The following is a 21,849-nucleotide window of genomic DNA, read 5'->3' on the forward strand; positions in this document are numbered from 1 at the left end:
CTTATTTTGTTTTCAATGCAGTTATTAGTTAGCAGCAGGAGCCGAACCATTGTTGTCCCAGAAAACTGGTTGTTGTTGGTTTGCTTTCTGGCTGATGCTAGAGTTGTTGTTAACCGAGTTTGTCGGATAGTACATAGACCGAACGAAAACATCCGGATTTGGCTCCAAGTTTGCCTGCAAAGTAGTTGGGGCACCTGTTCTTCTGTAGAAGTTGTAAGGCTCCACACCATTCCCGAAACTTGCGATGAACAACTGCTCACCTAAAATGTCCCACTTACCAGCAGTATCAGCTGCATCATATGCGGTACCAACTGCATCTATATAGGCAGTAACAGCAGCAGCATCAGGTTCAAACGACCCATCTGCAGACCCCAATCTTGTAGCTGCAAAAGCTTGAACCTTGGCAATTGATTTAGTTACACCGTCTAATAATGCAGTTCTAGCACCAGGCTCATCGTTAGCGGCCAATGCCATCTCGGCGATTTTAAAGTCTATATCGAACGCTGTCAATAAATTACTGATTCCAAGACCTGCTGCACCAGCAACTAAACCAATGGCTTCAAAACTATCATCATCGAATTTACCACCTACCGGGTAAGTTCCATATACAGTTCTCAAAAGACCATCTGGTGGGATACCATCCGCATCACCGTGATCACGGCCCCAGTATCCATTAGGAAGGTAACAGAATGTATAACCTCCGTCAATATAGTGCTGTGGTGGTGCTTCCAAAGAACAGTTCAAAGTTTCCTCATCTGGTGGAATTTCCGCACCTGGAACCGCAGTAGTCTGACGGTAGAAGTAGTAACGTGTTCTTGGGTCATTTGATGTAGTCATTAGATTCATCAACCAGTTGGACATGTAATCACCGCCACCGGAAACCGTATAGTTGATCCCGTAACGAGGGTGTCTGTTATCAGGCTGTGAAGCACTGGTTGCACCCCAGCTGAATAGAAAATCATCAGCAGTAGCATCGATGTAGTCACCTCCAGCTACGATAGCATTGAAGCTAGCCGCAGCGCTGGCGTCCACCAATCTACGTTGTAAATAGATCTTCATCTTCAAGGTATTACAGGCCTTGATCCATTGGTCCTCATCACCTCCATAGTAAAGGTCAGTCGGTGGCAATGCAGACTCCGTAGCATTGAAATTGGCAATTGCCTGATCCAACAAGGCCAATGCGGCATCATAGATTGAAGCACCTGGATCCGCAACCGGGTTGAAGTTGTCATCTGCGATGGCAGCCTCGGAGTACGGTACATCCCCGAAGAAATCCACCATGGTCACAAATAGGTAGGCCTCAAAGAAGTTGGCCATACCCAAGTGGGTGAACAATTCAGAGGCTTCAGCCAATGGCTCTAATGTTCTGATGTTTGCCAAAGTCCTGTACGCATTGTCCCATTCATCGGACATGTCACTTCCTTGGTATACACTCACATAGTTCCTACCACTCATGTTAACAACACGGGTAAGCTCCATGCCAAGTTCATTGAAACCGTCACCGGTAGTGTTACCACCCGATGCCCAGTTATCGTTAGGGTCGTTATCGGCATCCCCTTCGAACTGTCTCACAAAGTCTTCCTGAACTGCATTCAATAGGAAATCAGGAGAAGACTGTTCTGGAGTCAAGAAGTTTGGATCTGCAGTAAGGTCCAATTCCGTTGTCTCACAGGAAACCAATACAAGGGCCATTCCGAAGAATGCCGTAAAAATATTTCTAGTTATCCGTTTCATTATTTTATAAATTTTTTATTCTTAGAATGTTGCCTTTACACTAAGCCCGTATCTTCTTGCACTGGGTCCGTTGATGAAGTCGAAACCAAATCCGTTGGATACCCCAAGACCTGAGGTGTTCGGATCGAAGTTGGCACCCTTGGGAGTGTTGACCGCTCTGTACCAAAGGTTGTTCCCTGATACCGTGAAGGTCAAGTTCCCGAATGGTGTCTTGTCCAAGAACTTGCTTGGCAAGGAATAGCTCAATGAGGCCTCCTGAAGTCTTACCGTTGTGGCATCGTACACCTGTAGTTCACTTGGTCCGAAAAGGACATTGGAGAACCAGAAGGTGGAGTTGTTGATCTGCAGGTTGTTGGTATTGCCATTGGCATCAACCCCTGGAAGTACATAAGTATCTTCACGATCAACAGTCTCAGTGATTAGCCCCCTACCCATCAATGTGGAGATGGTACTGGAGTATACGTCACCACCTTGGGTGTAGTTCCACTGGAACCCTAGGCTGAAGTTCTTATAGGAGATGTTGTTCCTTACGTTCATTACCCAGTCCGGGTTCGGATCACCGATGATACCATCGTTTGGATCCTGTACGTAGTTACCATCGGCACCTACAACGAAGTCCCCGTTGGCATCCCTAAGGATACGGCTACCGAAGAACACGCCCAATGGCTCGTCCTGGATGGCCGCGTTACCCAAGTTTGAGAAACCGGAGTAGACTACCTGATCGGTATCCTGTCCTAAATCTGTAACGGTCGTTTCATAAGCGGTGAAGTTCACGTTCGTTCTCCAGCTGAAACCACCTTGGTCTTTTGCCCTGAACCAGTTGACGCCCAAATCGGCCTCGATACCTTCGGACTCGATCTCACCGATGTTAACGGCAACGATCCTTGTTCCAAGATCAGCGGCTGGATCCAATGGTCTGTCCAAGATAAGATCGTTGGTCTTTCTCTGGTAGATGGAGGCATCCAGTGTGATACGTCCGTCCCACCATCTGGATTCGATACCAAGTTCGATCTCTTCCAAGGTCTCCGGCTGCAAGTTCGGGTTACCCGTTCTTGTACCCACTTCATTGGTCACGATGTTGGCACCGGTTCCGTCCTGTACATCCTGTGTATCCAATATCAATGTACTTGCGACTGGATAATTGGAGGACTCAAAATTCGCCGATACCCCAAGACCTGCACGGATCTTCAAGTAGTTCAATACGTTCTCCGACTTAAGGCCGTCGATAGCGGCCGTTGGGATGAAGGAGATACTTGCCGATGGATAGAACTGTGCCCTGTTTTCAGTGGTAAAGTTCGATACCCAATCGTTACGACCTGCAAGGGTCAAGTATAGGTATTTATCGTAATCGAAATCCACCTGTCCGTATACACCGACAAGGTTTCTCTCTACAAATGTCTGTATCTCATTTTGGTTCAAGAAGTTGAAGTGTCTCAATACGTCGAAAACCTGCTGTCCATCACTGGCCACACCGTTTTGGTCGAAGATCTCCCTTCTTGAAGTGGCACCAACGTTGAACGTGGTCCCGATCTTTTCGGTGATGTCAAAGTCACCGTTAAGGATGAAGTTGTGGTCCCAAATGGTGTTGGTGTTGTTCCATGTTTCATAGAAACCGCTAACCGTTCTAGCACCACCACCGATACCACCTCTGTTTTGGTAGTTGGTGTTGTTCTCACTATAGATATCGATACCTGCGCGATACACCAAGTTCAGGTTATCATTGATATCATATTGTAAAGAGGCTTGACCGAATACCCTATTTGTTTCCTGATTAGATCCAGCGTTATTTACGGTCCATAATGGGTGCTGGATGGAGTTATTCTGTCTGTAGTAAACGCTACTTCCATCGATAGGGTTCTGGAACGGAAGTCCCTGGACATCGATACTACGTGGTGTGAACCACAAGTGACCGAATACGGAAGAACCTGTACCTGTAGATCCGTTACCTTGACTTAATGCCACCGGAGGAGAGGTAAACTTCGTTCTTGCGTAGTTCAAAGTACCTGAGGCAGTGAACTTGTTGCTCAACTGCGCCCTACCACCAACGGATAATGTGTTACGAGTAACGCCATTTCCAGGTGTGAAACCGTTGTCCTTCAAGTGACCGAAGTTCACGTTGTATCCTATTTTTCCATCATCGGAAGCACCTCTAACGTTTACGGAGGAGTTTGTGATAATACCTCTTTTGAAGAAGCGTCCCACACTGTCATATGGTCTCCAATCGTAACGTGCCCCTTGGAACTCCGGGAAAGCGGCCTGGATGGCTGCAGTTGAAGTGGAGTATGGGTGGGCCAATGTCCCTTGATCATCGATTGCAGACTGTGCGCCCCAACCTGAAGCTCCTTCCCTTCTGAAGCTTGGGCCCCAGTTGGAGAAGAACCATCCGAAGGACTGGTCGAAACCGTTACCATATTCGTTCTGGTAATCTGGTGTAGAGGCGATCTCGTTGAAGAAAACCGAAGAATTTACTGTAACTTCTGTCTTCTTTGGACCGGCTGCACCCGTGGATCCACCTTTGGTGGTAATGAGGATGACCCCGTTACGACCTTGTGAACCATATAAGGTAGCAGCTGCAAGACCCCTAAGGACGTTCACGCTCTCGATACTGTTGGGATCAAGGTCAAGGAACCTACTGGAACCGTTGTTACCATTGATGAAATCCTGACGGTCGCCCTGTCTACCCTGTGAGTTGGTGTCCGTACTGAACGGCACACCGTCCACGATGAACAATGCCTGGTTGCTAGAGCTGAACGTGGAAAGACCCCGGATGATCACGTTTGTACCGGAACCGGAAAGACCACTCTGGTTGGTGATCTGTACACCTGCGGCCTTACCTTGAAGTACCCTGGCGACATCACCATCTGGTCGTTGCTCCAGGTCCTCGCTACCTACCTCGGTAACGGCGTAACCCAATGCTTGTTTCTCCCTTTTGATACCAAGGGCAGTCACAACAACTTCCTCGAGTGCCTGTGCATCTTCCTCCATTTGGACGTTGATCACATCACTTGCGCCAACTTCCCTTCTGGCATCTCTCTGTCCAATGTAACTGAAAAGAAGTGCTTGACCTTGACTGGCACTGATAGCATAGTTACCGTCAAAATCTGTTTGGGTACCCGTAGTGGTACCTTCAACGACAATGTTGACCCCAGGCAGCGGCAGCCCATCGGCGTCCGTAACAGTACCTGTAATCGTCTTGTCTTGTGCAAAAGAAACATGCACAACAAACGCCAATAACAGCGTTAACAATCCATTAAGTTTTGTTCTCATTTTAAAATTATTTGAATTAGCTAGCCGCTAAAATCATAATTTCATGTTAATAATCCAAACTAATTGTACTAAAATTTTAAGCTTAAGTTTACAAATGCAAAGCCATCAAAATTCAGAGGGATAATTATGGTGTTCACAATGTGAGGGGGTAAAAAATGATTAAACATCAATATTTGTCTTTTGAAAATTGCGTTATATATTGCTTAATTTCTTCTTGAAAGTGTTGTGTTTATAAGGAATCCACGTTTTTATGCGCTTTTAAAACAAACAGAACCTATTGTATGGGATCAGTTGGCTAGATCTGATATGTTTTTTGTAAATTATACCTTAATATATATGAGGGCATGTCAGTTAAAATTTTAACATTGTTTTTTTTGGTATTAAACACAATGTTGTGCGCGCAACAAAAAGTTAACGTACAGCCAGGGGTGATAAATCTATATGAAAAAGGATTGCAGGGAATTGGCCCTGATTTTGGCAATAACCCAGCTTCTGAAAATTTCTATAATCAAATGCGGGACAGGTTTGCAGCATTAGGAATTGACAGGCCAATTGGATTAGAGGATATTGAAGGGTCCATTTATTATAATGACAAGTTTAGACCGGCAACTATAAGCTTTGAGGGTATCGAAGCCCGCAAAGTTTTTGCGCGTTACAATGCCTTTAATGATGAGTTTGAAATAAAAAGTTCGGATGAAGGTGGTGAAAAAACACTGGCACTATTCAAAGATGTTGCTATTGCTTGTGAATTAGATGGAAAGAAATACACCTATTTTAAGGTAGTTGGAAAAAAAGGAGAACAATCGACGATTTATCTTACTCCAATCTCTACTGTCGGTGCTTTTCAATTAATGGAACAAAAATCAAAAAGATTTAAAGAAGGGAAACAGGCTAAAACATCCCATGCGGTATCATTTCCCCATAGATTTGTGGATGAAATTAATTTCTACTTAATAGTCAATCGTGCCGCACCAAAATATATTCCCTCTAAGAAAAATGAAGTAATTGGGTTGTTTGATGCGGACTTACGTCCAAATATCAAAAGTTATATCAAGACCAAAAAGTTAGATTTGAAATCTAAATCCGGATTGATTGAATTAGTGGCCTATGCTGGTGATTTGTAAGTTTCATGAGGTTTTCGCGCTTTCTTTTCGGTCTTAAAATCACTTCTTATACGATACTAAGATTTTGATTTTCAGGTTTGACTGGAAATTTAATCTGCTTGGATTTGAATTATAATGAAATATCACTACATTTGCAGCCCTCAAAACGAGGGTTGTTTTGATTTTTAAAAGAAATTTTAATGCCAACAATTTCACAATTAGTACGAAAAGGAAGAGTCACCATTACCAAGAAGAGTAAATCGGCTGCTTTGGATTCGTGTCCTCAAAGACGAGGGGTTTGTACGCGTGTTTATACTACTACGCCTAAAAAACCAAACTCAGCCATGCGTAAAGTGGCAAGGGTAAGGTTGACCAATGGTAAAGAAGTTAACGCATACATCCCTGGTGAAGGTCACAACCTCCAAGAGCACTCGATAGTATTGGTTAGAGGTGGAAGAGTTAAGGATTTACCCGGTGTACGTTACCACATTGTTCGTGGTGCATTAGATACCGCAGGGGTAGCAGGTAGAACGCAGCGTAGATCAAAATACGGAGCTAAACGTCCTAAAAAATAAGAAGCGATGAGAAAAAGACAGGCGAAAAAAAGACCGTTGTTGCCAGACCCAAGGTTTAATGACCAGCTGGTAACTCGCTTTGTGAACATGATGATGTGGGACGGAAAAAAATCCGTTGCCTTCAAGGTTTTTTATGATGCAATTGATATTGTAGAAGAAAAGAACCAAGACGAAGAGAAGACTGCTTTGGAGTTGTGGAAAGATGCACTTTCCAATGTAATGCCACACGTTGAAGTAAGAAGTAGAAGAGTGGGTGGTGCTACATTCCAGATTCCTATGCAGATCCGTCCAGATCGTAAGATTTCTACGGCTATGAAATGGTTAATCAGTTATGCAAGAAAGCGTAACGAGAAATCCATGGCGCAAAAATTGGCAGCTGAAGTCTTGGCTGCTGCAAAAGAAGAAGGTGCTGCTGTTAAGAAAAGAGTGGATACTCATAAAATGGCTGAAGCCAATAAAGCATTCTCACACTTTAGATTCTAGTCAATACAATGTCAAGAGATTTAAAATTCACAAGGAATATTGGAATTGCAGCACACATTGATGCTGGAAAAACCACAACTACAGAGCGTATTCTTTTTTATACTGGTGTAAGTCATAAAATTGGTGAAGTGCACGATGGTGCGGCAACCATGGACTGGATGGAGCAGGAGCAAGAGCGTGGAATTACCATTACTTCTGCTGCTACTACATGTACATGGCAGTTTCCTACTGAAAATGGAAAGCCAACTGCTGATGCCAAAGGGTACCACTTTAATATTATAGATACTCCGGGACACGTTGATTTTACGGTTGAAGTAAACCGTTCGCTTCGTGTTTTGGATGGTTTGGTTTTCTTGTTTAGTGCGGTTGATGGTGTAGAACCTCAGTCTGAAACTAACTGGAGATTGGCCGACAACTATAAAGTGCCAAGAATTGGTTTCGTTAACAAAATGGACCGTCAAGGTTCCAACTTCCTTATGGTTTGTAAGCAGGTTAAGGAAATGTTGGGTTCAAATGCAGTTCCGATTGTTTTGCCAATTGGCGAAGAGGCTGACTTCAAGGGTATTGTTGATCTTGCCAAAAACAGAGCAATAGTATGGCATGATGAGAACTTTGGTTCTACCTTTGATGTTATCGACATTCCAGAAGATATGAAAGCTGAAGTTAAGGAGTATAGAGCTGCCTTGATTGAAGCAGTGGCGGAATATGACGAGGAGTTGATGGAAAAATTCTTCGAAGATGAAGATTCCATCACGGAAGAAGAAGTTCATGCTGCATTGAGAGCTGCGGTTATGGATAGAGCTATTATACCTATGGTTTGTGGTTCCTCATTCAAAAACAAAGGAGTTCAATTTTTGTTGGATGCCGTTTGTCGTTACTTGCCTTCACCCTTAGATAAGGATGATATAGTAGGTACTGATCCAAACACAGGTAACGAGATTACAAGAAAGCCAGATCCAAAAGAACCATTTTCTGCTTTAGCATTTAAGATTGCAACTGATCCATTTGTTGGTCGTTTGGCATTCTTTAGAGCATATTCAGGTCGTTTGGATGCTGGGTCTTATATTTTGAATAATAGATCTGGTAAGAAAGAGCGTATTTCTCGTATCTATCAGATGCACTCCAATAAGCAAAATGCAATCGAGTATATCGAAGCTGGTGATATTGGAGCTGCCGTTGGATTTAAGGATATCAAAACTGGGGATACTATGTCTTCAGAAAAACATCCAATCGTTCTTGAAAGTATGGATTTCCCTGATCCCGTAATTGGTATCGCGGTTGAGCCTAAAACTAAGGCGGATGTGGATAAATTGGGAATGTCTTTGGCGAAACTCGCTGAAGAGGATCCAACGTTCCAGGTAAAGACAGATGAAGCTTCAGGTCAGACCATAATTTCTGGTATGGGAGAGTTGCATTTGGACATTATCGTTGATCGTTTGAGACGTGAGTTCAAAGTAGAGGTAAATCAAGGTCAACCACAGGTTGAATACAAAGAAGCTATTACACAAGCTGCTGATCATAGGGAAGTTTACAAGAAACAGTCTGGTGGTCGTGGTAAGTTTGCGGATATTGTATTTACAATGGAGCCGGCAGGTGAAGAAACTGAAGGTTTGGAATTTGTTAACTTGATCAAAGGAGGTAATATTCCTAAGGAGTATATCCCATCTGTTGAAAAAGGATTCAAGGAAGCTATGAAGAATGGTCCTTTAGCTGGATTTGAGATGGATAGCATGAAAGTTACTTTAAAGGATGGTTCATTCCACCCTGTGGATTCCGATTCCTTATCTTTCGAATTAGCGGCAAAAATGGGATACAAAGCTGCTGCTAAGGCTGCAAAATCCGTATTGATGGAACCTATCATGAAGATTGAGGTGTTGACACCTGAAGAAAACATGGGAGATATTGTTGGTGACCTTAACAGACGTAGAGGAACTATTAGCGATATGAGCGATAGGGCTGGTTCCAAAGTAGTTAAAGGTGAAGTGCCACTATCCGAAATGTTCGGATATGTAACTTCTTTGAGAACATTGTCTTCTGGTAGAGCTACTTCCACTATGGAGTTTTCACATTATGCAGAAACACCATCCAATATTGCAGAGGAAGTGATTAAATCAGTAAAAGGAGTAACCGCTTAATTTTTCAGCAAGATGAGTCAAAAAATTAGAATAAAACTTAAATCTTACGATCACAATTTGGTGGATAAATCTGCTGAAAAGATTGTTAAGACCGTAAAAACGACAGGTGCTGTAGTAACAGGTCCAATACCGTTGCCAACGCACAAAAAGATATTTACAGTTTTGCGTTCACCACACGTGAACAAGAAATCGCGAGAGCAATTTCAGCTAAGTTCCTACAAGAGATTGTTGGATATTTACAGCTCTTCTTCAAAAACCATTGATGCTTTAATGAAATTAGAGCTCCCAAGTGGTGTAGAAGTCGAAATAAAAGTGTAGATTTGCACGCCTTTTGAGAGAAAGGTGAACATGTCCTGAGCTGCGTGCGAAGGAAAAACGGGAAAAGAAAAATATCTGGGTCACAGAATCTTTTTTCTTGACCCAATTTTTTTGCCAAGGAATTGGCATAGTAAAACAAGAACAATTAATAATTAATATATGTCTGGGTTAATAGGTAGAAAAATCGGTATGACCAGCATCTTTGACGAGAATGGAAAGAACATTCCATGTACTGTTATTGAAGCAGGGCCGTGCGTGGTTACCCAAGTCAGAACCGAAGAGGTAGACGGGTACAGTGCCCTTCAACTAGGTTTCGATGACAAGGCAGAAAGACGTGCAAACAAGGCCGAATTGGGCCATGCTAAGAAAGCAGGTGCTTCTCCTAAAAAGAAAGTCGTTGAGTTCCGTGATTTTGAAGGTGAATACAAATTAGGAGACACCGTAGGTGCCGACCTTTTTGTTGAAGGTGAATTTGTTGACGTTGTTGGAACTTCCAAAGGAAAAGGTTTCCAAGGTGTTGTTAAAAGGCATGGCTTTGGCGGTGTTGGTCAAGCAACCCATGGTCAGCATAACAGATTGAGAGCTCCTGGTTCTATTGGTGCAGCTTCTTATCCTGCGAGAGTATTCAAAGGGATGAAAATGGCTGGTAGAATGGGTGGCGATAGAGTTACAGTTCAAAACTTGAAAGTGTTGAAAGTGGTTCCCGAAAAAAACCTTATCGTAGTGAAAGGTGCTGTTCCAGGTCACAAAAATGCTTACGTAACAATTGAGAAGTAATGAAGGTTGCAGTTTTAGATATCAAAGGAAAAGAAACCGGTAGGAAAGTAGAGCTTTCCAAGGAGGTTTTCGGTATTGAGCCAAGTGAGCATGCCATTTATTTGGATGTTAAGCAATATTTGGCACACCAAAGACAAGGTAACCATAAAGCCAAAGAGCGAGGAGAGATTGCAGGTAGTACCCGTAAGATCAAGAAGCAAAAAGGTACTGGTACGGCAAGGGCTGGTAGTATCAAATCCCCTGTTTTCAGAGGAGGTGGTAGAATATTTGGTCCAAGAGTAAGGGATTACCAACAGAAATTGAATAAAAATGTGAAGCGTTTGGCTAGAAAGTCTGCATTGACAATCAAGTCAAATGAAAAGGCAATCACGGTTGTTGAAGACTTCTCATTTGAAGCACCAAAGACCAAAGATTTCAAAGCTATTTTATCCTCCTTGGGTATTGAAAGCAAAAAGTCTTTGATTGTGTTGGGTGACGCGAATAATAATGTATATTTGTCGTCGCGCAATTTGGAGCGTTCTGAAGTTATAACTAGCTCAGAATTAAATACTTACAAGATTGTTAATGCTAACAATGTGGTATTTACTGAAAGTGCTTTGGAAGGAATAGAATCGAACTTTAAGAAATAAGAATATCATGAGTGTGTTGATAAAACCAATCATAACGGAAAAAATGACCGCAGATAGCGAGCTTTTCAATCGTTATGGTTTTTATGTTGATCCTTCAGCAAACAAGCTTCAGATCAAGGAGGCTGTTGAGGAAACTTATGGTGTTTCTGTGGAGAAGGTTCGTACCATGAATTATGGTCCAAATCGAAAGAGTCGCTATACCAAAACAGGAATCCAACATGGAAAAACAAATGCTTTGAAAAAGGCAATTGTTGATGTTGCGGAAGGTGATATCATTGATTTTTACAGTAATCTATAAAGACAAGAGATGTCAGTTAGAAAATTAAAACCGATAACCCCTGGTCAGCGTTTTAGAGTAGTAAACGGATTTGACGCGATTACTACTGATAAGCCGGAGAAAAGCTTGCTTGCTCCGTTAAAAAAGACAGGTGGTAGGAATAGTCAAGGAAAAATGACCATCCGTCACAGAGGTGGTGGTCATAAAAGAAGGTATCGTATTATCGATTTCAAAAGAGACAAGCAGGGAGTTGATGCTACTGTTGTTTCTATTCAGTACGATCCAAACAGAACTGCATTCATCGCACTTGTTGAATACAAGGATGGTGAAAAAAGATATGTGGTTGCTCAAAATGGGTTGCAGGTAGGTCAGAAAATTTCTTCTGGATCCAAAGCTGCTCCAGAAATTGGAAATGCACTTCCGTTAAGTGAGATTCCATTGGGTACCATTATCTCTTGTATAGAACTAAGACCAGGTCAAGGTGCTGTTATGGCACGTAGTGCTGGAACATTTGCTCAATTAATGGCGAAGGATGGAAAATTTGTTACTATCAAATTGCCATCTGGTGAAACCAGAATGATTTTGGCAAATTGTTTGGCGACTATCGGTGCTGTGTCTAATTCTGATCACCAATTGTTGGTATCCGGTAAAGCGGGTAGAAGCAGATGGTTGGGTAGAAGACCTAGAACAAGACCAGTAGCAATGAACCCTGTTGATCACCCAATGGGTGGTGGTGAAGGTAGGGCTTCTGGAGGTCACCCAAGATCTAAGAACGGAATCCCTGCAAAAGGATTTAGAACCCGTTCTAAGACTAAAGACACCAATAGATATATCATAGAACGTAGAAAGAAATAAAAGCAAAGTAAATGGCACGTTCATTAAAAAAAGGACCTTACGTTCATCATAGTCTGGAAAAGAAAGTCCAGAACAATATAGAGTCAGGTAAGAAAACGGTTATCAAAACATGGTCAAGAGCCTCAATGATAACTCCGGATTTCGTAGGACAAACCATAGCAGTACATAATGGAAGACAATTTGTTCCTGTGTACGTTACTGAAAACATGGTAGGTCACAAACTTGGGGAATTTTCACCTACAAGATCTTTTAGAGGTCATGCGGGAGCTAAAAACAAAGGTAAAAAGTAAGTAAGCTATGGGAGTTCGTAAAAGACAAATGGCCGAAAGGTTAAAGGAAGAGAAAAAGCAGCTTGCAATTGCCAAGTTGAACAATTGCCCTACTTCACCGAGAAAGATGCGTTTGGTAGCTGACTTGGTAAGAGGTAAGCAAATTGAGATGGCATTGGCTATTTTGAGATTCAACCCAAAAGAAGCTTCTAGAAAATTGGAAAAGCTTTTGCTTTCAGCAATTGCTAATTGGGAAGCTAAAAATGAGGATGCAAGTATTGAGGATGCTGATCTATACATCAAGGAAATCCGTGTAGATGGAGGAACTATGTTAAAGCGTTTACGTCCAGCTCCTCAGGGTAGAGCACATAGAATTAGAAAACGTTCCAACCATGTTACCATGATCTTGGAATCCAATAACAACGTTCAAAGCTAGAGTATAATATGGGACAGAAGACCAATCCGATAGGAAATCGTTTGGGAATTATCAGAGGATGGGAATCCAACTGGTATGGAGGTAACGATTACGGCGATAAGCTGGCTGAGGATGATAAGATCAGAAAATATATCCATGCGCGTTTGGCAAAAGCAAGTGTGTCAAGGGTAATTATCGAAAGAACCTTAAAGTTGATCACTATAACCATTACCACTGCAAGACCTGGTATCATTATCGGTAAAGGTGGGCAAGAGGTAGATAAGCTAAAGGAAGAACTTAAGAAGATCACCAATAAAGAGGTTCAGATCAATATTCATGAAATCAAGAGACCTGAATTGGATGCCAATTTGGTTGCTGCAAGTGTTGCAAGACAGATAGAAAGCAGGATTTCATACAGAAGAGCAATCAAGATGGCTATTGCCGCTGCAATTCGTATGAATGCCGAAGGTATCAAGATTCAGATTTCAGGACGTTTGAACGGTGCGGAAATGGCACGTTCAGAATCTTACAAAGAAGGAAGAATTCCATTATCTACGTTCCGTGCAGATGTTGATTATGCTTTGGTTGAAGCGCATACAACTTACGGAAGATTGGGTATCAAAGTTTGGATCATGAAAGGTGAGGTTTATGGTAAGAGAGAACTTTCCCCATTGGTAGGATTGTCCAAGAGTCAAGGTAAAGGCGGTAAGCAAGATGGTAAGAAACCACAGCGCCGTAGAAAGTAATTAGATAAAGTAAAGGTAAGATGTTACAGCCAAAAAGAACGAAATTTCGTAAAGCCCAGAAGGGGCGTATGAAAGGGAACTCACAAAGAGGGCACCAGCTTTCCAATGGAATGTTCGGTATCAAATCCTTGGATTCCCACTTCATTACCTCCCGTCAAATAGAGGCTGCTCGTATTGCTGCGACAAGGTATATGAAAAGGCAAGGTCAATTGTGGATCAAGATTTTCCCAGACAAGCCTATCACCAAGAAACCTCTTGAGGTTCGTATGGGTAAAGGTAAAGGTGCTCCAGAATATTGGGTGGCCGTTGTTAAGCCAGGAAGAATCATGTTCGAAGTTGCCGGTGTACCTATGGATATTGCCAAGGAAGCGTTGCGACTTGCTGCGCAGAAACTTCCAGTGAAAACCAAGTTTATCGTAGCTAGGGATTACTCCGCTTAATTTTTAATTGGAACGAAAGATGAAACAATCAGAAATAAAAGAACTTTCAATTGAAGAGCTAAAAGAAAAGTTGGCTGACCTTAAAAAGCAGCACGCTGATCTTAAGATGGCACATGCCGTTACTCCGTTGGAAAACCCTATGCAGATTAGGAAAACAAGAAGGACGGTAGCAAGACTTGCAACTGAATTAACTAAAAGGGAATTACAATAATCGGTTTTGCCTTATGGAAGATAAAAGAAATTTAAGAAAAGAAAGAATAGGCGTTGTTACCAGCAACAAAATGGAGAAATCCATTGTAGTTTCTGAGGTAAAACGAGTAAAGCACCCTATGTACGGTAAATTCGTTTTGAAGACCAAAAAATACGTTGCGCATGATGAAAAGAATGATTGCAACGAAGGTGATACCGTTAAAATTATGGAAACCCGACCATTGAGTAAGACAAAATGTTGGAGATTGGTTGAAATCCTTGAAAGAGCTAAATAATTATGTTACAGCAAGAATCAAGATTAAAGGTTGCGGATAACACAGGTGCAAAGGAAGTTTTGACCATCCGTGTACTAGGAGGAACTAAAAGAAGATACGCTTCTGTGGGTGATAAGATTGTAGTTACTGTAAAGGAAGCTACTCCCAACGGAACGGTAAAGAAAGGTTCGGTTTCAACAGCGGTTGTAGTTAGAACTAAAAAGGAAGTAAGAAGACCAGACGGTTCTTACATCCGTTTTGACGACAATGCTTGTGTTCTATTGAATCCAACAGGCGAAATGCGAGGAACAAGGGTTTTCGGTCCAGTGGCAAGAGAACTTAGAGACAAGCAATTCATGAAGATTGTTTCACTAGCTCCAGAGGTGCTTTAATAGAAATATCAGTAAGATGAAGTTGAAAATTAAAACAGGGGATACCGTAAGAGTCATTACAGGAGACCATAAAGGTACAGAAGGTAAGGTACTAAAAGTAGACCGTGAAAAGAACAAGGCCATCGTGGAAGGCGTCAATATGGTTTCCAAACACGAAAAGCCAAGTGCAAATAATCCTCAAGGAGGAATAGTGAAAAAGGAGGCTCCTATCCATATCTCCAATCTTTCGTTGATTGATCCAAAATCAGGTGAAACTACAAGAGTAGGTTACGAAGTTAGAGATGGGAAGAAAGTTAGGTTTGCCAAGAAATCCAATGAAGTAATCTAGTTATGAGCTACATTCCAAGATTAAAGCAAGAATACAAAGAGCGCGTAGTAAAGGCGCTTTCTGAGGAATTTGGGTACCAGAATGTAATGCAGGTTCCTAAATTGGAGAAAATCGTTGTAAGCCGTGGTGTTGGTGCTGCTGTATCTGACAAGAAACTGATAGACCATGCTGTGGAGGAATTGTCCAACATTACAGGTCAGAAGGCAGTTGCAACGCTTTCCAAAAAAGACGTTGCATCCTTTAAACTAAGAAAGGGAATGCCAATCGGCGCTAAGGTTACCTTAAGAGGTGAGCGTATGTACGAGTTTTTGGATAGATTGATTACTTCTGCCCTTCCAAGGGTACGTGATTTTCAAGGTGTAAAAGCTACTGGTTTTGATGGTAGAGGAAATTACAACCTTGGTGTTACGGAACAAATCATTTTTCCAGAAATCAACATCGATAAAATCAACAGAATTAATGGTATGGATATCACATTCGTTACTTCTGCTGAAACAGATAAAGAAGCAAAATCATTGTTAACCGAATTGGGAGTACCCTTTAAAAAGAACTAGTATGGCTAAGGAATCAATGAAAGCCCGTGAGAGAAAAAGGGCGAAGATGGTTGCAAAGTATGCAGAAAAAAGAAAGGCTTTGAAAGAAGCTGGTGATTACGAGGCTTTGCAAAAGCTTCCAAAGAACGCATCTCCGGTACGTATGCGAAACAGATGTAAACTGACCGGTAGACCAAGAGGTTACATGAGAACCTTTGGAATCTCTAGGGTTACGTTCAGGGAAATGGCCAATCAAGGCTTGATTCCAGGTGTTAAAAAGGCAAGTTGGTAAACAGATAAAGAAGAGAAATGCTTACAGATCCAATTTCAGATTATTTGACCAGAATTAGAAATGCCAGTAGGGCAGGTCATAGGGTAGTGGATATTCCTGCTTCCAATCTTAAGAGACAGATGACAAAAATTTTGTTTGATCAAGGCTATATCTTGAGCTACAAATTTGAGGAAAACAGTACGCAAGGTAATATCAAGATTGCTTTGAAGTATGATAAGTTTACCAAAGAGCCTGTTATCAAAAAATTACAAAGAGTAAGTAAACCTGGTTTGCGTAAATATGCAGGTTCAGAGGAGCTTCCAAGAGTTCTTAACGGTTTGGGAATTGCTATTGTATCAACTTCGCATGGCGTAATGACAAGCAAGCAAGCCAAACAAGAAAACGTAGGTGGCGAAGTATTGTGCTACGTTTATTAATTGAGAAAAGAAAAGAAAAATGTCTAGAATAGGTAACAATCCAATTACAATTCCAGAAGGTGTCACTGTAGAGGTGAACGAGAATGTAGTTACCGTAAAGGGTAAACTGGGAGAATTGTCCCAAGAATTTTCTGGTATTGAAGTTAAAGTTGAGGAAGGTAGTGTTCAGTTGAGCCGTCCTTCTGATTCCAAAGAGCACAAAGCCAAACATGGACTTTACCGTGCCCTTATTGCCAATATGACCGAAGGTGTTTCCAAAGGATGGACCAAGGAATTGGAATTGGTTGGGGTAGGATATAGAGCGAGCAACCAAGGACAAAAATTGGATTTGGCTCTTGGATTCTCACACAACATTGTGTTGGATATTGCTCCAGAAGTAAAAATCGAGACGATTTCTGAAAAGGGTAAGAACCCAATCGTGAAATTAACGTCTCATGACAAACAATTGGTAGGACAGGTTGCTGCCAAGATCCGAGGCTTCCGTAAGCCAGAACCTTACAAAGGTAAAGGGGTTAAGTTTGTAGGTGAACAATTAAGAAGAAAAGCAGGTAAATCAGCATAATTAGTAAGACTATGGGATTATCTAAGACTGAAAGAAGATTGCGTATCAGAAGAAGAATCAGAAAGGTTTCTTCCGGTACTGAAGCGAGACCAAGACTCTCTGTTTTCAGAAGCAACAAGGAAATTTACGCTCAATTAATTGATGATAATAAAGGTGTTACTTTAGCTGCTGCCTCTTCAAGAGATAAAGATGTCGATGCTAAAGGAACAAAATCCGAAGTAGCGGCCTTGGTAGGTAAAACAATCGCCGAAAAAGCCAAAAAACTTGGTGTGGAAGCTGTAGCTTTTGATCGAGGAGGTAACCTTTACCACGGACGAGTAAAATCATTGGCGGAAGGCGCTAGGGAAGCAGGACTTAAATTCTAATAAACTATGTACCAGAAATACAAAAACGTAGAAGTAGTTAAGCCAGGTGGACTGGAGTTGAAAGATCGTTTGGTTGGAGTCCAAAGGGTTACAAAAGTTACCAAAGGTGGTAGAGCATTTGGATTCTCAGCAATTGTTGTTGTTGGAGACGAAAATGGAGTAGTTGGTCATGGTTTGGGTAAATCCAAGGAAGTTGCAACGGCTATTGCCAAAGCAATAGAGGATGCCAAAAAGAATTTGGTTCGTATTCCATTGAATAACGGAACACTTCCACACGAGCAAAAAGGAAAATATGGTGGAGCTAGAGTTTACATTCAACCAGCTTCTCATGGTACCGGAGTTATTGCGGGTGGTGCGGTAAGAGCGGTATTGGAAGCCGTAGGTGTTCATGATGTATTGTCAAAATCACAAGGTTCTTCCAATCCTCATAATGTTGTAAAGGCTACTTTTGATGCTTTGTTGCAATTAAGAGGAGCACGGACGGTAGCAAAACAAAGAGGAATTTCCTTAGAAAAAGTCTTTAAGGGATAAATAGAGGGTATTATGTCAAAGATTAAAGTAAAACAGTTAAAAAGCGCCATCAAAAGAACACAAACGCAAAAGCGTACTTTAGAGGCACTAGGTCTACGTAAAATTGGACAGGTTGTTGAACACGATGCAACGCCCAATATCCTTGGAATGATCAATAAAGTAAAACACTTGGTTTCCACTGAGGAAGCATAAAAATAAGATTACATGGAATTACATAATCTTAAACCAGCAGAAGGTGCTGTTCAAAAAGAAGGAAAACGTGTAGGTAGAGGAGAAGGTTCTGGAAAAGGCGGTACTTCCACACGTGGACATAAAGGTGCCAAATCCAGATCTGGATATTCAAAGAAACTTGGATTTGAAGGTGGTCAAATGCCTTTACAACGACGTGTACCTAAGTTTGGTTTCAAGAACATCAACCGAAAGGAATACCAAGGTGTTAATCTGAACAAACTTCAAGAATTGGTAGACAAAGGAATCGTTAAGAAAGAGGTTACTTTGGAAACTTTGATTGAAAACAGACTAGCGCATAAAAACGACTTGGTAAAGATTTTAGGGAATGGCGAATTAAAAGCCTCCTTAAAAGTATCAGTACATAAATTTACGGCTTCCGCAAAAGCAGCTATCGAAGCGGCAGGAGGCGAGGCTATAAATTTATAAGGATAAAGAAGCATGAAGAAATTTATTGAGACCATATCAAATATTTGGAAAATTGAAGAGCTAAGGCAACGAATTCTTGTTACCCTTGGCTTGCTTTTGGTTTACCGTTTTGGTGCACAAGTTGTGCTTCCAGGTATTGATACTTCCCAATTGGCACAATTAACCTCAAATACTGAAAATGGTATTTTGGGAATTCTTAATGCTTTTACAGGTGGTGCCTTCGCAAATGCATCGGTGTTTGCACTAGGTATTATGCCTTATATCTCTGCTTCCATTGTTGTGCAGCTAATGGGTATTGCGATACCTTACTTGCAAAAATTGCAGAAAGAAGGAGAAAGTGGTAGAAAGACCATCAACCAGATCACAAGATGGTTGACCATTGCTATTTGTATTGTTCAAGCCCCTGCTTATTTATTTGGATTGGGAGCTTTGGGAGTACCGGATAGTGCCTTTGTATTGGGTAAAGGATTGGATTTTATTATTCCAGCTGTAATAATTTTGGTTACCGGTTGTGTTTTCGCAATGTGGCTAGGTGAGAAGATTACAGATAAAGGTATTGGTAATGGTATTTCCTTATTGATTATGATTGGGATTATCGCAACAATGCCACAATCTTTTGTTCAGGAATTTGTTTCTCGAACTACCAACAATACAGGAGGTATCATGTTCATGTTGATTGAGGTGATTATCTGGTTCTTGGTAATCTTGGCTAGTGTATTATTGGTGATGGCCGTGCGTCAGATACCAGTTCAATATGCTCGAAGGACAGCTTCAGGTGGTTATGAAAAAAATGTAATGGGGTCTAGGCAATACATCCCATTGAAGTTGAACGCTTCTGGTGTAATGCCAATCATCTTTGCACAAGCAATCATGTTTGCACCAAGTTTGTTGGGAAGAACATTCAATGATACAGCAGCAGGGCAATGGATGGAAGTTCAATTCGCGGATATCTTCGGCTTGGCTTACAACATCTTGTTTGCAGTATTGATTATAATATTCACTTACTTCTACACGGCCATTACTGTTCCTACGAACAAGATGGCAGATGATTTAAAAAGAAGTGGTGGTTTTATTCCTGGCATACGTCCAGGAAAGGAAACCGGTGATTACTTGGACAAGATCATGTCCCTGATCACATTGCCTGGTTCTGTTTTCTTGGCCTTGTTGGCGGTTTTACCTGCAGTAGTAGTAAAACTTATGGATGTGCAGGCCGGTTGGGCACTGTTTTATGGTGGAACATCACTATTGATTATGGTGGGTGTTGCCATTGATACGGTACAGCAAGTCAATTCATACTTGTTGAATAGACATTATGATGGTTTGATGAAAACCGGAAAAAATAGAAAAGTAGCATAAACAATGGCAAAACAGCCAGCAATAGAACAAGACGGAACAATTATAGAGGCATTGTCAAATGCTATGTTCCGAGTGGAATTAGAGAATGGACACGTGGTAACAGCTCACATTTCTGGGAAGATGCGTATGCACTATATCAAATTACTCCCTGGAGATAAAGTAAAGTTGGAAATGAGTCCATACGATTTAACAAAAGCAAGAATTACTTACAGATACTAAAGCGATGAAAGTAAGAGCATCAATAAAGAAGCGTAGTGCCGAATGCAAAATAGTTCGCAGAAAAGGCAGATTGTACGTGATCAACAAAAAGAATCCTAGATTTAAACAAAGACAAGGGTAATTATGGCAAGAATTGCAGGTGTAGATATACCTAAACAAAAGCGCGGAGTAATTTCACTTACCTACATTTACGGAATTGGTAAAAGTAGAGCACAAGAGATTTTGGCAAAAGCCCAAGTAAGTGAGGATACCAAAGTTTCCGATTGGAACGATGATGAGATAGGAAAAATCCGTGAGGCGGTTTCCGCTTTCACCATCGAAGGTGAACTTCGTTCAGAGACTCAATTGAACATCAAACGTTTGATGGATATTGGTTGTTACCGAGGAATTCGTCACAGATCTGGATTACCCTTAAGAGGTCAACGTACCAAAAACAACTCTAGGACAAGAAAAGGAAAGAGAAAAACTGTTGCTAACAAGAAAAAAGCAACTAAATAATAATTAGAAAGTAGTCATTAGTCTTTAGAAGTTAGAAGAATCTGTTTGAAATGTAAAAGTCTAGGATTCCAATAACTAAGAACTAACAGCTAAAAACTAAAAAGTATGGCAAAAGCAAATACAAAGACAGCCAAGAAGCGCAAAGTAGTAATCGAATCCACTGGGGAGGCGCACATTGTTGCTTCATTTAATAATATTATTATCTCCTTGACCAATAAGAAGGGAGATGTTATTTCTTGGTCTTCTGCCGGTAAAATGGGCTTTAGAGGTTCTAAAAAGAACACTCCTTATGCTGCCCAAGTTGCCGCCGAAGATTGTGCCAAGGTAGCTCATGAAGCTGGTCTAAGAAAGGTCAAAGTTTATGTAAAAGGACCTGGAAACGGAAGGGAATCCGCAATTCGTTCCATTCACAATTCAGGAATCGAGGTTACAGAAATCATTGACGTGACTCCACTACCGCACAACGGTTGTAGACCTCCAAAAAGAAGAAGAGTTTAATTAATTATAAATTGGGCCCAATAGGGTTTTCACGAAGGTGCAACTAGATTATCGAAGGATAAGCCTTAATTCATAATCGCACTTTCAAAAAATTAGAACATGGCAAGATATACAGGACCTAAAACAAAGATCGCTAGAAAGTTTGGAGAAGCGATATTCGGAGACGACAAGTCTTTTGAAAAGAAAAATTATCCTCCAGGACAGCACGGTAACAACAGACGTCGTGGAAAAAAGTCAGAATATGCAATCCAGTTGATGGAGAAGCAAAAAGCCAAGTATACTTACGGTATCTTGGAAAAGCAATTTAGAAACCTTTTTACCGAAGCTAAAAGACGCGAAGGTGTAACTGGTGAAGTATTGCTTCAATTGTGCGAATCGCGTTTGGACAATGTCGTTTACAGAATGGGAATTTCTCCTTCTCGTAGAGGTGCAAGGCAATTGGTTTCCCACAGACATATTACTGTAAATGGAAATGTTGTGAACATTCCATCATATTCCCTAAGAGCCGGTGATGTTGTTGGTGTGAGGGAAAAATCCAAATCAGTTCAATCCATCCAGGATTCACTTGATACAAATAGCAGTGTTTACGAATGGATTACTTGGAACTCCGAGAAAAAGGAGGGTACCTATGTAGCTGTTCCAGAAAGACTTCAGATTCCTGAAAATATCAAGGAACAACTAATCGTCGAGTTATACTCTAAATAAAATCAACATT

General features: G+C 41.4%; 33 protein-coding genes. 31 read left to right on the top strand and 2 right to left on the bottom strand.

All coding sequences use genetic code 11. The annotated features are described in order from the left end of the window. Positions 1 to 24: 24 nt before the first annotated feature. Together M3P19_RS00370 and M3P19_RS00375 are read right to left on the bottom strand one after the other, a co-directional pair. Entirely contained in the window at positions 25 to 1,734 is a 1,710-nt protein-coding gene (locus M3P19_RS00370) for a SusD/RagB family nutrient-binding outer membrane lipoprotein (RefSeq protein ID WP_249655633.1), read from the bottom strand. A gap of 21 nt (positions 1,735 to 1,755) precedes the next feature. Next, entirely contained in the window at positions 1,756 to 5,001 is a 3,246-nt protein-coding gene (locus M3P19_RS00375) for a SusC/RagA family TonB-linked outer membrane protein (RefSeq protein ID WP_249655634.1), read from the bottom strand. Between the two features lie 389 nt (positions 5,002 to 5,390). On the opposite strand from M3P19_RS00375, the gene M3P19_RS00380 reads away from it, so the two are divergent. From M3P19_RS00380 to rpsD, 31 genes are all read left to right on the top strand, one after another. Continuing rightward, positions 5,391 to 6,125, top strand: coding sequence for a hypothetical protein (locus M3P19_RS00380; protein WP_249655635.1), 735 nt, complete (start codon positions 5,391 to 5,393; stop codon positions 6,123 to 6,125). Between the two features lie 179 nt (positions 6,126 to 6,304). Then, on the top strand, positions 6,305 to 6,679 hold the full coding sequence (rpsL, locus tag M3P19_RS00385; RefSeq protein ID WP_031445118.1) for a 30S ribosomal protein S12: 375 nt from the start codon (positions 6,305 to 6,307) through the stop codon (positions 6,677 to 6,679). 6 nt (positions 6,680 to 6,685) lie between these two features. Then, positions 6,686 to 7,162: a 30S ribosomal protein S7 gene (gene rpsG / locus M3P19_RS00390; protein WP_249655636.1), complete on the top strand. Its 477-nt coding sequence runs from the start codon at positions 6,686 to 6,688 to the stop codon at positions 7,160 to 7,162. A gap of 8 nt (positions 7,163 to 7,170) precedes the next feature. Beyond that, complete coding sequence (gene fusA, locus M3P19_RS00395) at positions 7,171 to 9,297, top strand: elongation factor G (RefSeq protein WP_249655637.1); 2,127 nt, start codon at positions 7,171 to 7,173, stop codon at positions 9,295 to 9,297. A 12-nt stretch (positions 9,298 to 9,309) separates the two neighbouring features. Further along, a complete protein-coding gene (rpsJ, locus tag M3P19_RS00400) occupies positions 9,310 to 9,615 on the top strand; it encodes a 30S ribosomal protein S10 (protein WP_007094989.1) in 306 nt (101 codons plus the stop codon). A 159-nt stretch (positions 9,616 to 9,774) separates the two neighbouring features. Next, on the top strand, positions 9,775 to 10,392 hold the full coding sequence (gene rplC, locus M3P19_RS00405; protein ID WP_249655638.1) for a 50S ribosomal protein L3: 618 nt from the start codon (positions 9,775 to 9,777) through the stop codon (positions 10,390 to 10,392). After that, on the top strand, positions 10,392 to 11,021 hold the full coding sequence (gene rplD / locus M3P19_RS00410; protein ID WP_249655639.1) for a 50S ribosomal protein L4: 630 nt from the start codon (positions 10,392 to 10,394) through the stop codon (positions 11,019 to 11,021). The genes rplC and rplD overlap by 1 nt, the downstream gene beginning before the upstream one ends. Positions 11,022 to 11,028: 7 nt before the next feature. After that, entirely contained in the window at positions 11,029 to 11,319 is a 291-nt protein-coding gene (gene rplW / locus M3P19_RS00415) for a 50S ribosomal protein L23 (RefSeq protein WP_249655641.1), read from the top strand. A gap of 9 nt (positions 11,320 to 11,328) precedes the next feature. Continuing rightward, positions 11,329 to 12,153 carry a 50S ribosomal protein L2 gene (gene rplB / locus M3P19_RS00420; protein WP_249655642.1) on the top strand — a complete coding sequence of 275 codons (825 nt, stop codon included), beginning with the start codon at positions 11,329 to 11,331 and terminating at the stop codon, positions 12,151 to 12,153. An 11-nt stretch (positions 12,154 to 12,164) separates the two neighbouring features. After that, positions 12,165 to 12,443 carry a 30S ribosomal protein S19 gene (gene rpsS / locus M3P19_RS00425; protein WP_106145055.1) on the top strand — a complete coding sequence of 93 codons (279 nt, stop codon included), beginning with the start codon at positions 12,165 to 12,167 and terminating at the stop codon, positions 12,441 to 12,443. 7 nt (positions 12,444 to 12,450) lie between these two features. Continuing rightward, on the top strand, positions 12,451 to 12,858 hold the full coding sequence (gene rplV / locus M3P19_RS00430) for a 50S ribosomal protein L22 (RefSeq protein ID WP_073181014.1): 408 nt from the start codon (positions 12,451 to 12,453) through the stop codon (positions 12,856 to 12,858). An 8-nt stretch (positions 12,859 to 12,866) separates the two neighbouring features. Further along, a complete protein-coding gene (rpsC, locus tag M3P19_RS00435) occupies positions 12,867 to 13,583 on the top strand; it encodes a 30S ribosomal protein S3 (RefSeq protein WP_249655643.1) in 717 nt (238 codons plus the stop codon). A gap of 20 nt (positions 13,584 to 13,603) precedes the next feature. Continuing rightward, a complete protein-coding gene (gene rplP, locus M3P19_RS00440; protein ID WP_055397052.1) occupies positions 13,604 to 14,023 on the top strand; it encodes a 50S ribosomal protein L16 in 420 nt (139 codons plus the stop codon). 19 nt (positions 14,024 to 14,042) lie between these two features. Beyond that, a complete protein-coding gene (gene rpmC / locus M3P19_RS00445; RefSeq protein WP_249655644.1) occupies positions 14,043 to 14,234 on the top strand; it encodes a 50S ribosomal protein L29 in 192 nt (63 codons plus the stop codon). 13 nt (positions 14,235 to 14,247) lie between these two features. Further along, positions 14,248 to 14,508, top strand: coding sequence for a 30S ribosomal protein S17 (gene rpsQ / locus M3P19_RS00450; RefSeq protein ID WP_249655645.1), 261 nt, complete (start codon positions 14,248 to 14,250; stop codon positions 14,506 to 14,508). A 2-nt stretch (positions 14,509 to 14,510) separates the two neighbouring features. After that, positions 14,511 to 14,879 (top strand): 50S ribosomal protein L14, encoded by a 369-nt coding sequence (rplN, locus tag M3P19_RS00455; RefSeq protein ID WP_249655646.1) that lies wholly within the window; start codon positions 14,511 to 14,513, stop codon positions 14,877 to 14,879. A 16-nt stretch (positions 14,880 to 14,895) separates the two neighbouring features. Beyond that, entirely contained in the window at positions 14,896 to 15,207 is a 312-nt protein-coding gene (rplX, locus tag M3P19_RS00460) for a 50S ribosomal protein L24 (protein WP_249655647.1), read from the top strand. Positions 15,208 to 15,209: 2 nt separating this feature from the next. After that, positions 15,210 to 15,761, top strand: coding sequence for a 50S ribosomal protein L5 (rplE, locus tag M3P19_RS00465; RefSeq protein WP_249655648.1), 552 nt, complete (start codon positions 15,210 to 15,212; stop codon positions 15,759 to 15,761). A gap of 1 nt (position 15,762) precedes the next feature. Beyond that, positions 15,763 to 16,032, top strand: coding sequence for a 30S ribosomal protein S14 (gene rpsN / locus M3P19_RS00470; RefSeq protein ID WP_116218582.1), 270 nt, complete (start codon positions 15,763 to 15,765; stop codon positions 16,030 to 16,032). A gap of 17 nt (positions 16,033 to 16,049) precedes the next feature. Next, entirely contained in the window at positions 16,050 to 16,448 is a 399-nt protein-coding gene (gene rpsH / locus M3P19_RS00475; RefSeq protein WP_249655649.1) for a 30S ribosomal protein S8, read from the top strand. A gap of 19 nt (positions 16,449 to 16,467) precedes the next feature. Then, positions 16,468 to 17,010: a 50S ribosomal protein L6 gene (gene rplF / locus M3P19_RS00480; protein WP_249655650.1), complete on the top strand. Its 543-nt coding sequence runs from the start codon at positions 16,468 to 16,470 to the stop codon at positions 17,008 to 17,010. 11 nt (positions 17,011 to 17,021) lie between these two features. Further along, on the top strand, positions 17,022 to 17,375 hold the full coding sequence (gene rplR / locus M3P19_RS00485; protein WP_249655651.1) for a 50S ribosomal protein L18: 354 nt from the start codon (positions 17,022 to 17,024) through the stop codon (positions 17,373 to 17,375). 6 nt (positions 17,376 to 17,381) lie between these two features. Further along, positions 17,382 to 17,906, top strand: coding sequence for a 30S ribosomal protein S5 (gene rpsE / locus M3P19_RS00490; protein ID WP_249655652.1), 525 nt, complete (start codon positions 17,382 to 17,384; stop codon positions 17,904 to 17,906). 12 nt (positions 17,907 to 17,918) lie between these two features. Then, positions 17,919 to 18,098 carry a 50S ribosomal protein L30 gene (rpmD, locus tag M3P19_RS00495; protein WP_249655653.1) on the top strand — a complete coding sequence of 60 codons (180 nt, stop codon included), beginning with the start codon at positions 17,919 to 17,921 and terminating at the stop codon, positions 18,096 to 18,098. Positions 18,099 to 18,110: 12 nt separating this feature from the next. Next, the gene (gene rplO / locus M3P19_RS00500) at positions 18,111 to 18,563 is read left to right on the top strand and encodes a 50S ribosomal protein L15 (protein WP_249655654.1); all 453 of its coding nucleotides are present in this window, start codon (positions 18,111 to 18,113) and stop codon (positions 18,561 to 18,563) included. A gap of 12 nt (positions 18,564 to 18,575) precedes the next feature. Next, on the top strand, positions 18,576 to 19,919 hold the full coding sequence (gene secY / locus M3P19_RS00505; RefSeq protein ID WP_249655655.1) for a preprotein translocase subunit SecY: 1,344 nt from the start codon (positions 18,576 to 18,578) through the stop codon (positions 19,917 to 19,919). A 3-nt stretch (positions 19,920 to 19,922) separates the two neighbouring features. Beyond that, a complete protein-coding gene (gene infA, locus M3P19_RS00510) occupies positions 19,923 to 20,138 on the top strand; it encodes a translation initiation factor IF-1 (RefSeq protein WP_014031991.1) in 216 nt (71 codons plus the stop codon). Between the two features lie 4 nt (positions 20,139 to 20,142). Next, positions 20,143 to 20,259, top strand: a complete 117-nt coding sequence (gene ykgO / locus M3P19_RS00515; RefSeq protein WP_013621733.1) for a type B 50S ribosomal protein L36 — start codon at positions 20,143 to 20,145, stop codon at positions 20,257 to 20,259. A 2-nt stretch (positions 20,260 to 20,261) separates the two neighbouring features. After that, complete coding sequence (rpsM, locus tag M3P19_RS00520) at positions 20,262 to 20,636, top strand: 30S ribosomal protein S13 (protein ID WP_249655656.1); 375 nt, start codon at positions 20,262 to 20,264, stop codon at positions 20,634 to 20,636. 105 nt (positions 20,637 to 20,741) lie between these two features. Beyond that, positions 20,742 to 21,134 carry a 30S ribosomal protein S11 gene (gene rpsK / locus M3P19_RS00525; RefSeq protein WP_249655657.1) on the top strand — a complete coding sequence of 131 codons (393 nt, stop codon included), beginning with the start codon at positions 20,742 to 20,744 and terminating at the stop codon, positions 21,132 to 21,134. Positions 21,135 to 21,233: 99 nt separating this feature from the next. Continuing rightward, complete coding sequence (gene rpsD, locus M3P19_RS00530) at positions 21,234 to 21,839, top strand: 30S ribosomal protein S4 (RefSeq protein ID WP_249655658.1); 606 nt, start codon at positions 21,234 to 21,236, stop codon at positions 21,837 to 21,839. Positions 21,840 to 21,849: the final 10 nt, after the last annotated feature.

Origin of the sequence: Flagellimonas spongiicola (genome assembly GCF_023502425.1) — a bacterium.
In the GTDB taxonomy this organism is placed as follows: domain Bacteria; phylum Bacteroidota; class Bacteroidia; order Flavobacteriales; family Flavobacteriaceae; genus Flagellimonas; species Flagellimonas spongiicola.

Excerpts from the sequence above, each read along its gene's own strand:
- M3P19_RS00370 (WP_249655633.1), bottom strand. The coding sequence starts at position 1,734 with ATGAAACGGATAACTAGAAATATTTTTACGGCATTCTTCGGAATGGCC.
- M3P19_RS00375 (WP_249655634.1), bottom strand. The coding sequence starts at position 5,001 with ATGAGAACAAAACTTAATGGATTGTTAACGCTGTTATTGGCGTTTGTT.
- M3P19_RS00380 (WP_249655635.1), top strand. The coding sequence starts at position 5,391 with ATGTTGTGCGCGCAACAAAAAGTTAACGTACAGCCAGGGGTGATAAAT.
- rpsL (WP_031445118.1), top strand. The coding sequence starts at position 6,305 with ATGCCAACAATTTCACAATTAGTACGAAAAGGAAGAGTCACCATTACC.
- rpsG (WP_249655636.1), top strand. The coding sequence starts at position 6,686 with ATGAGAAAAAGACAGGCGAAAAAAAGACCGTTGTTGCCAGACCCAAGG.
- fusA (WP_249655637.1), top strand. The coding sequence starts at position 7,171 with ATGTCAAGAGATTTAAAATTCACAAGGAATATTGGAATTGCAGCACAC.
- rpsJ (WP_007094989.1), top strand. The coding sequence starts at position 9,310 with ATGAGTCAAAAAATTAGAATAAAACTTAAATCTTACGATCACAATTTG.
- rplC (WP_249655638.1), top strand. The coding sequence starts at position 9,775 with ATGTCTGGGTTAATAGGTAGAAAAATCGGTATGACCAGCATCTTTGAC.
- rplD (WP_249655639.1), top strand. The coding sequence starts at position 10,392 with ATGAAGGTTGCAGTTTTAGATATCAAAGGAAAAGAAACCGGTAGGAAA.
- rplW (WP_249655641.1), top strand. The coding sequence starts at position 11,029 with ATGAGTGTGTTGATAAAACCAATCATAACGGAAAAAATGACCGCAGAT.
- rplB (WP_249655642.1), top strand. The coding sequence starts at position 11,329 with ATGTCAGTTAGAAAATTAAAACCGATAACCCCTGGTCAGCGTTTTAGA.
- rpsS (WP_106145055.1), top strand. The coding sequence starts at position 12,165 with ATGGCACGTTCATTAAAAAAAGGACCTTACGTTCATCATAGTCTGGAA.
- rplV (WP_073181014.1), top strand. The coding sequence starts at position 12,451 with ATGGGAGTTCGTAAAAGACAAATGGCCGAAAGGTTAAAGGAAGAGAAA.
- rpsC (WP_249655643.1), top strand. The coding sequence starts at position 12,867 with ATGGGACAGAAGACCAATCCGATAGGAAATCGTTTGGGAATTATCAGA.
- rplP (WP_055397052.1), top strand. The coding sequence starts at position 13,604 with ATGTTACAGCCAAAAAGAACGAAATTTCGTAAAGCCCAGAAGGGGCGT.
- rpmC (WP_249655644.1), top strand. The coding sequence starts at position 14,043 with ATGAAACAATCAGAAATAAAAGAACTTTCAATTGAAGAGCTAAAAGAA.
- rpsQ (WP_249655645.1), top strand. The coding sequence starts at position 14,248 with ATGGAAGATAAAAGAAATTTAAGAAAAGAAAGAATAGGCGTTGTTACC.
- rplN (WP_249655646.1), top strand. The coding sequence starts at position 14,511 with ATGTTACAGCAAGAATCAAGATTAAAGGTTGCGGATAACACAGGTGCA.
- rplX (WP_249655647.1), top strand. The coding sequence starts at position 14,896 with ATGAAGTTGAAAATTAAAACAGGGGATACCGTAAGAGTCATTACAGGA.
- rplE (WP_249655648.1), top strand. The coding sequence starts at position 15,210 with ATGAGCTACATTCCAAGATTAAAGCAAGAATACAAAGAGCGCGTAGTA.
- rpsN (WP_116218582.1), top strand. The coding sequence starts at position 15,763 with ATGGCTAAGGAATCAATGAAAGCCCGTGAGAGAAAAAGGGCGAAGATG.
- rpsH (WP_249655649.1), top strand. The coding sequence starts at position 16,050 with ATGCTTACAGATCCAATTTCAGATTATTTGACCAGAATTAGAAATGCC.
- rplF (WP_249655650.1), top strand. The coding sequence starts at position 16,468 with ATGTCTAGAATAGGTAACAATCCAATTACAATTCCAGAAGGTGTCACT.
- rplR (WP_249655651.1), top strand. The coding sequence starts at position 17,022 with ATGGGATTATCTAAGACTGAAAGAAGATTGCGTATCAGAAGAAGAATC.
- rpsE (WP_249655652.1), top strand. The coding sequence starts at position 17,382 with ATGTACCAGAAATACAAAAACGTAGAAGTAGTTAAGCCAGGTGGACTG.
- rpmD (WP_249655653.1), top strand. The coding sequence starts at position 17,919 with ATGTCAAAGATTAAAGTAAAACAGTTAAAAAGCGCCATCAAAAGAACA.
- rplO (WP_249655654.1), top strand. The coding sequence starts at position 18,111 with ATGGAATTACATAATCTTAAACCAGCAGAAGGTGCTGTTCAAAAAGAA.
- secY (WP_249655655.1), top strand. The coding sequence starts at position 18,576 with ATGAAGAAATTTATTGAGACCATATCAAATATTTGGAAAATTGAAGAG.
- infA (WP_014031991.1), top strand. The coding sequence starts at position 19,923 with ATGGCAAAACAGCCAGCAATAGAACAAGACGGAACAATTATAGAGGCA.
- ykgO (WP_013621733.1), top strand. The coding sequence starts at position 20,143 with ATGAAAGTAAGAGCATCAATAAAGAAGCGTAGTGCCGAATGCAAAATA.
- rpsM (WP_249655656.1), top strand. The coding sequence starts at position 20,262 with ATGGCAAGAATTGCAGGTGTAGATATACCTAAACAAAAGCGCGGAGTA.
- rpsK (WP_249655657.1), top strand. The coding sequence starts at position 20,742 with ATGGCAAAAGCAAATACAAAGACAGCCAAGAAGCGCAAAGTAGTAATC.
- rpsD (WP_249655658.1), top strand. The coding sequence starts at position 21,234 with ATGGCAAGATATACAGGACCTAAAACAAAGATCGCTAGAAAGTTTGGA.